The 12,188-nt window shown below is 63.1% G+C and carries 12 protein-coding genes; 7 read left to right on the top strand and 5 right to left on the bottom strand.

Going from position 1 to position 12,188, the window contains the following annotated elements; genetic code table 11:
• Positions 1–12: 12 nt before the first annotated feature.
• The 5 genes from NNJEOMEG_RS00280 to NNJEOMEG_RS00260 form a co-directional block, all read right to left on the bottom strand.
• Positions 13–1,383 (bottom strand): HlyD family type I secretion periplasmic adaptor subunit, encoded by a 1,371-nt coding sequence (locus tag NNJEOMEG_RS00280; RefSeq protein WP_173080186.1) that lies wholly within the window; start codon positions 1,381–1,383, stop codon positions 13–15.
• A 10-nt stretch (positions 1,384–1,393) separates the two neighbouring features.
• Positions 1,394–3,574, bottom strand: a complete 2,181-nt coding sequence (locus NNJEOMEG_RS00275) for a peptidase domain-containing ABC transporter (protein WP_173080184.1) — start codon at positions 3,572–3,574, stop codon at positions 1,394–1,396.
• A 27-nt stretch (positions 3,575–3,601) separates the two neighbouring features.
• On the bottom strand, positions 3,602–3,856 hold the full coding sequence (locus NNJEOMEG_RS00270; RefSeq protein ID WP_173080182.1) for a hypothetical protein: 255 nt from the start codon (positions 3,854–3,856) through the stop codon (positions 3,602–3,604).
• Entirely contained in the window at positions 3,853–4,836 is a 984-nt protein-coding gene (locus NNJEOMEG_RS00265; RefSeq protein ID WP_217270456.1) for a formyltransferase family protein, read from the bottom strand. The genes NNJEOMEG_RS00270 and NNJEOMEG_RS00265 overlap by 4 nt, the downstream gene beginning before the upstream one ends.
• Positions 4,837–4,927: 91 nt before the next feature.
• Positions 4,928–5,455, bottom strand: coding sequence for a hypothetical protein (locus NNJEOMEG_RS00260; protein ID WP_173080178.1), 528 nt, complete (start codon positions 5,453–5,455; stop codon positions 4,928–4,930).
• Between the two features lie 662 nt (positions 5,456–6,117).
• Here NNJEOMEG_RS00260 and NNJEOMEG_RS00255 point away from each other — a divergent pair.
• From NNJEOMEG_RS00255 to NNJEOMEG_RS00225, 7 genes are all read left to right on the top strand, one after another.
• Positions 6,118–7,377 (top strand): tyrosine-type recombinase/integrase, encoded by a 1,260-nt coding sequence (locus NNJEOMEG_RS00255; protein WP_173080176.1) that lies wholly within the window; start codon positions 6,118–6,120, stop codon positions 7,375–7,377.
• A 171-nt stretch (positions 7,378–7,548) separates the two neighbouring features.
• Positions 7,549–8,175 (top strand): hypothetical protein, encoded by a 627-nt coding sequence (locus NNJEOMEG_RS00250; protein WP_173080174.1) that lies wholly within the window; start codon positions 7,549–7,551, stop codon positions 8,173–8,175.
• Positions 8,176–8,373: 198 nt separating this feature from the next.
• Positions 8,374–8,700: a hypothetical protein gene (locus NNJEOMEG_RS00245; protein WP_173080172.1), complete on the top strand. Its 327-nt coding sequence runs from the start codon at positions 8,374–8,376 to the stop codon at positions 8,698–8,700.
• Complete coding sequence (locus tag NNJEOMEG_RS00240) at positions 8,693–8,929, top strand: hypothetical protein (protein WP_173080170.1); 237 nt, start codon at positions 8,693–8,695, stop codon at positions 8,927–8,929. Before NNJEOMEG_RS00245 ends, NNJEOMEG_RS00240 begins: the two co-directional genes overlap by 8 nt.
• Entirely contained in the window at positions 8,917–9,936 is a 1,020-nt protein-coding gene (locus tag NNJEOMEG_RS00235; protein ID WP_173080168.1) for a hypothetical protein, read from the top strand. The genes NNJEOMEG_RS00240 and NNJEOMEG_RS00235 overlap by 13 nt, the downstream gene beginning before the upstream one ends.
• Entirely contained in the window at positions 9,926–11,407 is a 1,482-nt protein-coding gene (locus NNJEOMEG_RS00230; RefSeq protein ID WP_173080166.1) for a DNA primase family protein, read from the top strand. Before NNJEOMEG_RS00235 ends, NNJEOMEG_RS00230 begins: the two co-directional genes overlap by 11 nt.
• Before the next feature lie 438 nt (positions 11,408–11,845).
• The gene (locus NNJEOMEG_RS00225; RefSeq protein ID WP_173080164.1) at positions 11,846–12,187 is read left to right on the top strand and encodes a hypothetical protein; all 342 of its coding nucleotides are present in this window, start codon (positions 11,846–11,848) and stop codon (positions 12,185–12,187) included.
• Position 12,188: the final 1 nt, after the last annotated feature.

Raw genomic sequence — 12,188 nt, 5'->3', positions numbered from 1 at the left:
CTCGGGTGTCGGCTAGCGTTCGCGGATCGAGTCGTCAATGGCTCGCAGTATGGGGTAGAGCAGGTAGGTGATCACTTTGCGCTGCCCCACGGTGATGTTGGCCTCCAAGGTCATGCCCGGAATGAGCCTGAAGTCGCCGGGAAGGTTCCTGAGCTTCGTGATGTCGCTGATTTCCAGGCGTGCGGGGTAGTAGGCGGTCTGGCCGTGTCCGGCGGAGTCCTTGACGAGCGAATCCTCGCCCACGGACCTGAGCTTGCCGTACATGATGCCGTAGCGGTGGTACGGGAAAGCCTCCAGTTTCATCGCGGCGGGGTCGTTGGCCCTGATGAAGCCGATGTCGCGCGGTTCGATGTACACCTCCGCCTCAAGGGGCGACTGCATGGGCGCAAGCACGAGGATGGGCTCGCCGGATTTCACCACGCTGGAGCTCGGATACTTCTGAATGTCCAGAACCATGGCCTGCACCGGCGACGTGAGCGTGGAAAGCTCCCGCTGCCGGGTAGCCTTGGCCAGTTCGTTGCCGATGGCCTCCAGTTCCTTTTCGTTGTCGGCGATTTCCTGCGAGAGGCTGCCCTGGCGCTGTTTGACGTAGGCTTCCTTTTCCGCCTGGATCTGCAGCAACAGCTTCTTGGAGGCCTCCAGGTCCTTTTTGGTCCTCTCGTTGTTTGCGATCAGGTTGGCGTGGGCATTCTGCGCGTCGAGGTAGGAGAGTTTCGAGTCCACGCCCTGCTTGTACACCTCGGAACGCATGCCCAGGACCTCGCGGCCGATGTTTTCCTGGCGTGCCGAGGTGGCCACCTGCCGCTCCAGGGACTGGACGTTTCCGGAGATCTCCGAGATGCGTGAATCGAAACCGCGCAACCGGGCGCGGTATTCTTCCAGGCGGTCGGCGTGGAGCCGACGTTGCATGAACTGCTCGGAGGGTGAAGCCTCCGCGGAGGGCGTGAAGGGCGTGTCGGCGAGCTCGCTTCTCAGTCGGGACAGCACGAGGCGCGCGCGGGCCTGGTTGAAGCGCAGTTGGGCCTCGTTGGCCTCGGGGACCGTCGGGTCCAGCGTGACCAGCACCTCGTTGGGTTTGACGATCTGGCCGATGCGCACCTCGATCGACTTGACGATGGAGTCGTTGAGCGCGGCGATGGTCAGGCCCTTGCCCGGCGCCACGACCTTCCCCTTGGCGTTGACCACGATGTCCACATCGGCAAGGCAGGCCCAGAGAGTCAGGAAGGAGATCAGCGAGATCAGCGCTATGGTGGTGAGCCGCGCGGCCCTCGGCAGGGGCGCGTGCTCGATTTCGAGGTGGTCCGGCAGGAAATGGACCGCCTCCGGATAGACATCCAGAACGTTGTTCTTCTTCTCTATTTTCTTGGGAACGTTCGGGTCCATACTGTTCCGCTCATGCTTCAGGCGCGTTCAGCGACGCGCTCACGATGTGCCTGTTCTGTTTGTGCCACAGGTCCGCGTAAAGTCGGCACGTCCGGAGCAATTCATGGTGCGGCGCGTTGGCGATGAGTTTCCCCTGGTCCAGAACAACGATGCTGTGGGCGGAGGCCAGCATGGAGAGGCGGTGGCTCACGATGATCATTGTGCGTCCGTGCGCGATGCCGGCCAGGTTCGCCTGGATGATGGACTCGGACTCGGCGTCCAGGGCGCTGGTGGCCTCGTCCAGGATCAGGATGCGCGGCTGCATGAGCAGGGCGCGGGCGATGGCCATGCGCTGGCGTTGCCCGCCGGAGAGGTTCGCGCCTCCCTCCACGATGGCCGTGTCGTACCCCTGGGGCAGCCTCTGGATGAATTCGTCCGCTCCGGCGAGCCGGGAGGCCATGACGATCTCCTCGAAGGTGGCCCTGGGGTTGGCTGCGGCGATGTTCTGCCGGACGCTGCCCTGGAAGAGGAAGTTCTCCTGAAGGACCACCCCGATGGAGCGCCTGAGGTGGGAGAGTTCGATGTCGCGCAGGTCGTTGCCGTCCACGGCGACCCTGCCCCGTTGCACCGGGTAGAGCCCCTGAATGAGCCGCGTGAGGGTGGACTTGCCGGAGCCGGAGCGCCCGACGACGCCGATCACCGCCCCCTGCGGGATGTGCAGGGACACGTCCTCCAGCGCGGGCGGAGCGCCTGGCGCGTACTGGAAGGTGACGCGATCGATGGAGATGCTCCCCGCGATGGGGAGCACGAGCCCGCGCGAGGAGAGCGGGCGCTCCGTCGGCCGGTTCATGATCTCGCCCAGCATGGTGACCGAAAGCCCGATCTCCTGGTATTCGTGGATGATCGAAACCAGTTGCACGAGCGGCTCCGTCACCCGGCTGCCCAGCATCTGGAAGGCCACCACGGAGCCAACCGAGAGTTCGTTGTCGAAAATGAGCGTGGAGCCGATCCAGACGATGAGCAAGCCCGTGAGCTGTTTGAGAAATCCCGTGGACGAGGCGAGGATGGCCGATAGTTTCTGGACGCCGAACGAGGTGATCACCGACTTGGCGCTGGAGTTCTCCCAGGTCTTGGTGTGCAGTGGTTCCAGCGACAGTGATTTGATGGTGTGGATGCCGCGCACCGATTCCACAAGGTGCGAATTGCGCATCGCCTCGGCGCGGTAATGGGTCTTGAGTCTGGTGCGGAAGGAGCGCATGGCCAGGGCCATCATGCAGGCGATGATCAGGGCGATGCCCAGCACCACCGCCGTGAGAACCTTGCTGTAGAAGAACAGGAGCGGAAGAAGGACCAGCAGGATGGACATGTCCAGCACGGACATGAAAACGCGCCCGGTCATGAATTCGCGGATGCGGTCCTTCTGCGCGATGTGCTTGAGCAGCACGCCCGACGGCGTGTGGTCGAAGAAGTCGATGGGAAGCCGGAGCATGTGGTTGTAGACCACCTTGGCCAGCCTGAGGTCCATCTTGTTGGTGGCGAACAGGAGCATGTACCGCTTCAGATAGTTGAGCAGACCCTCGATGACGTAGACGCCGAGCAGGCCGACGGAAAGAACAGTCAGCGTCTGGACGCTCTGGTTGCCCACCACCTTGTCCAGCACGATCTGCATGTACATGGGGAAGGACAGGCTGAGCACGTTGGTGGCCAGCGTCGCCAGGGCGATGTCGCGGAACACCTTTTTCTGCCGGAACATCTCGGGGATGAACCAGGAGAGCCCGAAGGGCTGCTCTTCGTCCGTGAGGCTGTATTCCTTCTTGAGGAAGATGATCTTCCCGTCCCAGACGGCGTCCAGTTGCTCCCTGGTCCAGAACTGGAACTGCATCACCCCGCTGGCGGGGTCCACGTAGGCGATGTCGCCCTGGTCCTTGGCGCCTCGCACGCCGGAGAGGATGATGTAGCGCCCGTCGTTCAGGAGGGCGATGACGGGGTAGGCTTCCCCGAGGAGGAACAGCTTCTCCGACGTGAGAGTGGTCAATTTGCTCTTGAAGCCGTGCTCGCGGACGATCCTGAGCATGAGGGCGGGATCGATCGGCTCATCCGTGAGGGTGTATTTATGGACCAGGCTTTCGGGCGTGACGTCCTGTTGGTAGTGCCGCAGGACGAGGACCAGGCAGAGCAGGCCGGAGTTGGGTTGGTCGAAGGATACGGACATGAACGGCTTCCAGTCTGGGCTGCGTCGTTATTTTTTGAAGAACATGGAAACCATCCGGAATGCGGAACGCAGGATTTCCAGATATGCGCGGGGGAAGGCGCTTTCGAACTTGTTCTCGTCGTGCACGCCGCGCTGTCTGAACGTGATGTTGCGTTCCGTCCTGCCGTAGAGCGACGAAGTTCCGAAGTTGTGCTTCTCGAACACCGGCTCCGAGGGCGTCTTGGCGTTCTGTTCCTCGCCGTCCTGGCGGAACCTGAGGGAGACCGGTTCGTCGGGCGTCATGACTGGCTGGGAGGGGTTGGTGATGGGGCGTGGGAGTAGAGGCGCGGCCCGCCCATCAGCGGGGTTCCGGCCACGCTGACCTCCATGCTGTGGGGCAACCCGTCACGGTATTCGAGGGGAATCTCCCAGGTGAAGCCGCAGTAGCCGTCGCCGTGCCCGGCCTCCAGCACGTCCGCCCGGTAGCGATCCGCGCGCACGGTGAAATCCCGGTTGCCGTCCACCGTGATTTTCATCTCCAGGCGCCGCGTGGGGAAGGCCATGTGCAGCGCCCATCCGCTCACCGCGTCGTGCAGGATCGGGTCGAAATGGCCCTTGATGCCCGAGGACGTGAGCATGACGAACCGCACGCCGTGCAGCTCCAGGGAAAAGCCCGCCACTTCCGGTGGGCCGAAGCTGAGAATCCTTCGGTGCAACTCGTCAGGGGTGATGTCCGGGCGCAGCTGCACCATGGCCTGGTAGTCGGCCGTGGTCCGTTTCGTTCCCCCCCAGGCGTTTTCGGAGGCGGGGGGGACCCTGTCGGGCGATGTGAGCTGCCGGGCCATCTTGCAGAGGAGGGAATGCGCCATCCGGCGGGCGATCTCGGCGTAGACCAGGCGGTGCGATCCGGGGGGGACGGGGAGCCGGCCCACGTCGATGACGGGGCCCTCGTCGACCCTCTCGGTCATCTCATGGATGGTTGCGCCGAAGGTTTGGGCCTTCTCGTAGCAGGCCCAGGCCTCCGGGGCCGTGCCGGGATAGTCCGGCGTGGCCGGGTGGAAATTGTAGGCCCCGAGATCGAAACGGCGCAGAACATCGGCGGGGATGATCTCGTGGTGCAGATAGGAGAGCAGGCGCGCGCCTTGTCCCGCCTTTTCGATGGCGAGCCTGAGCGCGGAGAGGTGCCCGACCAGATGGACCTCGCAGCCCGCAGGGGCGTTGGCCTCGAGAACGCCCTTGAAGGTCGGCAGGTGCTCCGCGGCGCAGAGGCCGAAAACATCCATTCGCTTGTCCTGCATGATACGAGAGCCTCGCCACCAAACGCACGTACGGAGCTTGCCCGGAGGCCCTTGCGCCCTGCCGTGACAGGCGGCGCTAACTGAAGAAGTTGAACGTGGTTCCGCCGCTGCCGAAGAGCGAAGAGAAGTCCAGGGTGCTGCCCGACGACGCGAAGCCGCCAAAGAGGTTGCTGGAAGAGCCGCCGAAAAGCGAAGTCAGGTCGAGTCCCGTGCCGCCGAGCAAGGTGCTTCCGCTCCCGCCGAAGAGGGATGTCAGGTCGAGACCCGTGCTGCCGACCACGGTGCTTGTCGTGCCCTGACCGAACAGGGAACCCACGGTGAAGCCGGTTCCGCCGGCAACTGTTGAGGTGGTCCCGCCTCCGAAGAGGGATGTCAGGTCTAATCCCGTGCCGCCGGTCGTGGTGCTTGTCGTGCCCTGCCCGAACAGGGAACCCACGGTGAAACCGGTCCCGCCGACAACTGTTGAGGTGGTTCCGCCTCCGAAGAGGGATGTCAGGTCGAAACCCGAGCCGCTGGCCACGGTGCTGGACAAACTTGTGCCACCTAGGTTTGCGAACAGGCTGGAAAAGTCGAAAAGTCCACCGGTTCCAGACAATGTAGCCATGACCGTACTCCTGGTTTACGTCTATGGACCTGGTTTCGTTCTTGCGGGAATGCTGATAGCCGATTGAGCGTTCAAAGCCTACAAGATCGATTTCTTCTTTCCATACTCCCTTCCGGAGGCGTCGTCCAGTGCAAGTCCGACAATCCTATCATCCATACCGCATTGCTGCGGTCGGATATTCCGATGCGTTCAACTGGACCTTCATTCTCTTCCTATCGGCTCCATGAGCGGAATGTTTAGTCACGCGCCAGGGATAACGGAGGGGTGCAACATGGCGGCGACAAAACAAGCGGGCGGCTCGCCTTTTCTGGTCGAACCGCCCGCAAGCCGCGTCATTGCTTGGTACCGGGAGGGGGACTCGAACCCCCAAGGCCTTGCGACCGGCGGATTTTGAGTCAACCAAAATGGCCTGTTTCTACGTTTCCCATGTCATCCCTAGGACGGCCTAAGTCCTTGACTAAGCGGATTTTCGTCCCTATTCTCCTTTCGTCGGGATGAAAAAGGATGACCCCGGAAGTGGGGACAGTGTGGGGACAGATCGGCTGGCGGACATAGCCCTGACGGATACACAAGGCGACCGACTTTCCCTGGGGACAGAAAAGTGGGGACAGGTTCGCCCGGCGGATTTTCAATCTCACGAGGACCGGGCGGGAGAGGGCACAATGGGCGACAAGAAGACGAAGACTTTGCCTTTCGTGACGAGTGACAGGTATCCGGGTGTCCGTTACCGGGAGCATCCGCACCGGAAACACGGTGCGACCACCCCAGACAGGTATTACGCAATCAGATTCCAGGTGGACGGCCGCCGCGTCGAAGAGGGCCTTGGCTGGTCCTCTGAGGGCTGGAGCGAGAAGAAGGCCCTCGTGGAAATGGAGAAGCTCAAGACCGCCGCCAAGACTGGCGAGGGGGCTTCCTCCCTCAGGGAGAGGCGGGCCATCGCCAAGGCCAAGAGGGATGCCGAGGAGGCCGCCGCCGTCCAGGCCGAAAAGGACTCCCTGACCTTCGGCCAGTTCTTTGAGGGCACGTACATCCTCCAAGAAGTGGCCGATGGCAAAGCGCCCCGGAGCATCATCCGTGAGAAGCAGCTTTTCAAGAAGTGGATCGCGCCCGTGATCGGTTCCATGCCCATGAAGACCATCTCCCCGTTCCACCTGGAGCGCATCAAGAAGAACATCGCCGACGCGGGGCTCACTCACAGGACCGCGCAGTACACGCTTGCCATCGTCCGGCAGTGCTTCAACGCAGCCCGGCGTGCCGGGGCCTTCAACGGGGAGAGCCCCATCACGAAGATCAAGATGCCCTCTGCCACGGGCAACGCCCGGATGCGCTTCTTGACCCAGGACGAAGCCGGGAAGCTCCTGGATGCCCTGGCGGCAGGCAGGAGCCGAGACACCCACGACGTGTCACTTCTAAGCCTCTACACTGGCTTGCGCTCCTCCGAGTGCTTCAAGCTGAAGTGGGCAGACGTGGACCTTGAGGGGCGCGTCCTCCACGTCATGGACACCAAGAACAAGCACCCCAGGTCCGTGCCCATGCCGAACAACGTGGTCGCCATGCTCACCGGCCGCCGCCCCGACCCGTGCGACTTGGGAGAACTCGTTTTTGCGAACACCAAAGGCGAGGTGACGGCCTTCGTGTCCAACGCCTTCCGGCGGGCGGTCGAACACCTGGGCTTGAACGATGGAATCACCGACAGCCGCCAGAAGGTGGTGTTCCACTCGCTTCGCCACACGTGCGCTTCCTGGATGGTGCAGCGGGGAGTGCCGTTGTTCACCGTCGGGAAAATCCTGGGACACAAGACCTTGACCATGACCGAGCGCTATTCGCACCTCGCGCCGGACACCCTCCGGGCGGCCATCGACACCCTGGAGGCCGCCGCCACCTCCCCGGCACCCAAAGTCGTGGCGCTCCACGCCGGGTAGCCCATCTACCCCCACCACCTGAAAGGGCCGCCTCAGGGCGGCCTTTTTTTCTCATCCCATTTCATCCCGAACCATCCCATTTAAGGAACTTGGTTTAACTGAAATTCAAAATTCGGTTGACCATTTGAGTGGTCTGCCCCTATGGTCCTCGAAACATCAAGGAGGACTGCCATGCAGACCATCGTCACCGAGTTTCTGAACATCCCCCGTCTGGACCCCGGCCCGGTTCAGGACTTCATGTCCCGCCACGGGATCGCCTTCACCAAGCACGGCGTGGACACAGGCAAGGACTGGCTCATCAACACCGACAAGCAGCCCGGCATCCCGTTCGCCCTGGAGCCCATCCCGGCCGATGACCACGTTTCCCAGGCCATGGCCAAGGACGGCCACGTCATCCCCGTGGACTCCGAGCGTTACGTCGGGCTCGCGTCCGTCCTGAGCATCACGCAGGACGAGATGCGCCGGTTCGTGGACGCCGTGATCGAGTCCGGCAAGATCGACCTGGGCGTGGTCAACGAACAGGCGGCCCGCCTGGGCGGCGTCACCATCCACTTCGAGCCTTCCGAGGATGGCTCCCACGCCGTCAAGCTCGTGCCGGGCAAGCTGGATACCTTCGAGGCTCACCTGTGGTTCAAGGGCTTCATCGAACCGCTCATGAAGGGAGACCTCGACGCCATCCTCAAGCTTCGCCGCTGCCCGAATTGCGGCCTGTTCCTTCGGGTCAAAGACCCCCGCCGCATGTATTGCAGCGACAAGTGCAAGATGGCCGCGCACTACATCAAGACAACTCAGCGCTAAGAGCTAAATCGACAAGGGCAACGATCATCAACCAGCGCCATAGGCAAAACACAAAGACACAAAGCATCTAAGACACGAAGCAGCGAAGCCACAAAGCAACTAAGCAACATAGCAACCTCCAGGCAAAGGATTTGATTATGAACATCGTCGCAATGTAAGGGGCCGTGCAACGTCACGGCTCCTTTTGGAGATTGCCACATGAGCAGCAATAACAATTCCGCAACCGTCAACGTCGATGAACTTCTCGAAGCCCTGAAAGCGAAGTGGCCCTCGACCATCGTCGCGCGTTCCGAGTTCGGGCACTTCTCCGGCGGGCTCATTTCGCCGAAAACCTGCGCCAACGCCGACGCGCTGGGCACCGGCCCGGCCGGGCGCATCACGGCATCCGGTAAGGTCGCCTACCCCCTGGAAAGCGCTCTGGAGTTCCTGCGGGGCCGCCTGAAGCCCTCGACCAAGGACACCGCTCCTGCCCAGGAGGCCGCCGCAAAGGAGCGCGCCCGGCGCAAGGAGGCGGCCCATGTCTAAGCTCAACGCCATCCGTCTGGAGGCGCTTTACGGCTTCATGGACGGCCGCACCTGCAACCTCCTGGACGATCAGTTCTTCCGCGCAGTGCGCGACAACCTGGGCATCTCCAGGGCGGAAACCGACAAGATTATCGACGAACTGGCCGAAGCTGGCCGCGTCGAGTTGTCGGTCTCCTGCGACCAGTTCGTGACCTACAAGACGAACGAGGGGGCCACATGCGCCCGGTAGACTTTCTCAAGCTGTTCGTCCCCGAAGCGCTGGGGGAGGGCGAAGCGTTCCTCATCTGGACCATGGACCCCAACGGCGCGAAGCGCTCCTCATGGTTCCGCGACGCCGACAAGGCCGCCGCGTTCGCCAGGAGGTGCGCCGGAAAGGCAAACGTCTACTTTGCACCCAGCATCTTCAACGCGGGCTTGGGAGGCAAGCGGGGCGCCGTCCAGGACGTGATCGGCGTCAACGCCTTCGTCGCCGACACCGACATCGCCAACACCGCCCACGCCAAACCCGGCCTTCCGCCCGACCTGGACGCGGCAAAGGCCATCCTGGCGGCCTGTCCCTTGGCCCCGTCCGTCATCTGGAACACGGGGGGCGGCCTGCAAGCCGCGTGGCTCCTGCACGAGACGGAGTGGTTGAGCGACGCCACCCGTCCCCAGGTGGCCGCGCTGTCCAAGGGCTGGCAGATCATCTTGTCCAACGTGGCCCACCGGGCGGGCGGCTACGTCACCGACAGCGTGGGCTCGCTGGAACACGTATTCCGCGTCCCCGGCTCGATGAACTTGAAGCCGGAGTACGGTTCGCCCCGGCCCGTCGAAGTGATCGAGGCCCACCCCGAGAGGCGCTACAGCCTCGACGACATCCGCGAGTTCGCAGACCTCGACGGGCTCACCGAGGATGTGCCCACCCAAGCCGGGTTGCTGGACATCGTTCTGAGGCCGAACCCGGAGATCAACCGCGAGTTTCTTCAGGTGCTGCTTGAAGAAGACACCAAGTTTCGGGGCTCCTGGCACCGCACCCGCCCCGACATCCGCGACCAGTCGCTTTCCAGCTACGACTTGTCCATCTCCACGATTCTGGCCGGGTTCGGCCTGGAGGACCAGCAGATCGCGGACTACCTCGTGGTGTTCCGGCACATGCACGGCGGCCCCAAGGACCGCGCCAAGGCCTTGCGCCGGGACTACGTGAGCCGGACCATTCAGAAGGCCCGCAAGACCGTGGAGGCCCGCAATGCTGGTTGATGCCCAGGCTAGCCCCCTGGACGGCCACCAGGACGTTGTGGAGCCCCAGGAGGACGCGGCGTCCGAGCAGGAGATGGAGGACAGCAGGGGCGAACCGGAGGCCGGGGAGGGGAAGCAGGGAGCGCAGCAACTCAAGCTCGCTCGCCTGCTCGTGGCCCTCGTCGGCAAGGACAACCTCATCTTCAACGGCGGGGCCTTCTGGATGTGGAAGGGCAACGTCTGGGCCACCGTTGATGACCGGGAGATGAAGCAGCTCCTACACAAGATGCTGGCTGGCAAGCAGAAGGTCTCGAAGGGGCTGGTGGACGCAGTGCTCGACCTCGCCAGGACCGAAGCCTTCCGGCCCGGACACCAGTTCGACCAGGACAAGTCCGGCATCAACGTCCAGAACGGCACATTGCACTGGACCGGCCAGTGCTGGGAACTGCGCCCCCACTGCCGCGAGGACTTCCGCACGGCCATCTTGCCCGTGGTCTACGACCCCGTAGCCCAGGCGGTCAGGTTCAAGCTGTTCCTGGCGGAGATTTTCGAGCCGGACTCGGACAGCGCGGACAAGGCGCGGCTCATCATGGAGGCCATCGGCTACACGCTGACCACCTCCACCGAGTACGAGAGGTTTTTCGTCCTGACCGGCGACGGCGCGAACGGCAAGAGCGTTCTGCTCTACGTCCTGCGCGAGCTTGTGGGCAAAGAGGCCTGCTCCTCAGTTGCGCCGTCACAGTTCGAGCGCCTGTTCCAGCGCGCGTCCTTGCGCTCCAAGTTGGCGAACATCGTCACCGAGCTGTCCGTCGGAGAAAACCTCCCCGACGCCGCGACCAAGGCTATCGTGACCGGCGAGCGCATGTCCGCCGAGGTCAAATTCAGAGACCCGTTCGACTTCGAGCCGTTCTGCACCATCTGGTTGGCGACCAACCACATCCCCGGCACCAAGGACTTCAGCGAGGCCCTGTTCCGTCGGGCCGTCATCGTCCCATTTGGCCGCATCTTCGATCCGAGCGAGCAGGACCGGAAGTTGAAGTACACGCTGGTGGCCGAACTGCCCGGCATCCTCAACATGGCCCTGGACGCCTACGCCGGAGTGCTCCTCCGGGGCGGCTTCACCGAGCCCGCCAGCGTCCTGGAGGCCCTGAAAGCCTGGAAAGCCGACACAGACCCGGTGCGCGGGTTCGTCGCAGAAGAGGTGCTGACCTGCGAGGAGTGCAAGCGGGAAAAGCTCAACCGCTACGAGGTGGTGAAGGAGGCCGTTTCCGGTGGCCCCGACTCGAACAGCAGGTGCAACGACTGTTTCGAGGAGGGACACATCCTCTACAAGGCCTTTGAGACCTACTGCGCCAACACAGGCGTTCGCTTCCCGCCCAAGCGCAAAGAGTTCACTCAGCGGCTCGTCAAGCTGACTGGCGGCAAGCTGGACAGGGACAACACACGTCGCATGGTCCGGGGCGTTCAGCTTCGGAACCCGTTCGCCGGGTGAGGGTAGAGCAGTGACACGTGTGACACGTGTGACACGTACCCCCCAGATAAGGAAGTTGACTTTTCCCTCTTCGGGGGAGGGGGGAGAAAAATATATCCATCTAGGCGGTACGCGTCACACGTGTCACTCGCGTCACCGGCTCATCGTGACACCATGTGGAATAAAGGTGGCACCGCGCCCCCGGCCCGCCGCCCGCTGGAGCCCACCCCGCGCCTACCCCTCCCCCTCCCCCTCCCCCGTCGTGGAGCACGTGCGGATGTGCAATCCGCTGGTCATATCCATGTGGATGCAGCAACCGCGCTGCTTCAATGCCCTGCACCATCGCGCAAAGGGGCCGTTGTTCCCACCCTGTTCCCAAGCGTGGCGTGGCCGCGCCCCTGGACGCTAGACCCGGTACTGAATCAAGGCCCTCTCAAGGGGGCATAGGAGTGTTCGGAAATGGCTGGATACATTAGGCTTTGCGACAAGAACCCGGACCATCACGCCAGCCGGGGGAAGAGGTCGAAGATCGTCAGGGCGAAGCTGGAAGAGATGGTCGGCGGGAAGCCGGACTTCCACCAGCAGGTGTTGATTAGGAGCGTCGTGCCCCTGTGGTTGCAACTGGAGGCGTGGCGGCTGGCCTTCGAGGCTGGCGAGGAACTGAGCCCGGACTTCATGCGTGTGCAGGGTCAGGTCCGGGCCACCCTGGCGCAACTCCTGGCGACCGTGCCAGCCGCCAAGACCGGGACCATCAAGGCCGCGCCCAAGGCGACGGACTACTTGAGCCAACTCATGGATTGAT

Source organism: Fundidesulfovibrio magnetotacticus (genome assembly GCF_013019105.1).
In the GTDB taxonomy this organism is placed as follows: Bacteria; Desulfobacterota; Desulfovibrionia; order Desulfovibrionales; family Desulfovibrionaceae; genus Fundidesulfovibrio; species Fundidesulfovibrio magnetotacticus.
This window is presented reverse-complemented; position numbering and strand designations above follow the sequence as displayed.

Excerpts from the sequence above, each read along its gene's own strand:
- NNJEOMEG_RS00280 (WP_173080186.1), bottom strand. The coding sequence starts at position 1,383 with ATGGACCCGAACGTTCCCAAGAAAATAGAGAAGAAGAACAACGTTCTG.
- NNJEOMEG_RS00245 (WP_173080172.1), top strand. The coding sequence starts at position 8,374 with ATGAGCAGCAATAACAATTCCGCAACCGTCAACGTCGATGAACTTCTC.
- NNJEOMEG_RS00265 (WP_217270456.1), bottom strand. The coding sequence starts at position 4,836 with ATGGATGTTTTCGGCCTCTGCGCCGCGGAGCACCTGCCGACCTTCAAG.
- NNJEOMEG_RS00235 (WP_173080168.1), top strand. The coding sequence starts at position 8,917 with ATGCGCCCGGTAGACTTTCTCAAGCTGTTCGTCCCCGAAGCGCTGGGG.
- NNJEOMEG_RS00255 (WP_173080176.1), top strand. The coding sequence starts at position 6,118 with ATGGGCGACAAGAAGACGAAGACTTTGCCTTTCGTGACGAGTGACAGG.
- NNJEOMEG_RS00230 (WP_173080166.1), top strand. The coding sequence starts at position 9,926 with ATGCTGGTTGATGCCCAGGCTAGCCCCCTGGACGGCCACCAGGACGTT.
- NNJEOMEG_RS00270 (WP_173080182.1), bottom strand. The coding sequence starts at position 3,856 with ATGACGCCCGACGAACCGGTCTCCCTCAGGTTCCGCCAGGACGGCGAG.
- NNJEOMEG_RS00240 (WP_173080170.1), top strand. The coding sequence starts at position 8,693 with ATGTCTAAGCTCAACGCCATCCGTCTGGAGGCGCTTTACGGCTTCATG.
- NNJEOMEG_RS00225 (WP_173080164.1), top strand. The coding sequence starts at position 11,846 with ATGGCTGGATACATTAGGCTTTGCGACAAGAACCCGGACCATCACGCC.
- NNJEOMEG_RS00250 (WP_173080174.1), top strand. The coding sequence starts at position 7,549 with ATGCAGACCATCGTCACCGAGTTTCTGAACATCCCCCGTCTGGACCCC.
- NNJEOMEG_RS00275 (WP_173080184.1), bottom strand. The coding sequence starts at position 3,574 with ATGTCCGTATCCTTCGACCAACCCAACTCCGGCCTGCTCTGCCTGGTC.
- NNJEOMEG_RS00260 (WP_173080178.1), bottom strand. The coding sequence starts at position 5,455 with ATGGCTACATTGTCTGGAACCGGTGGACTTTTCGACTTTTCCAGCCTG.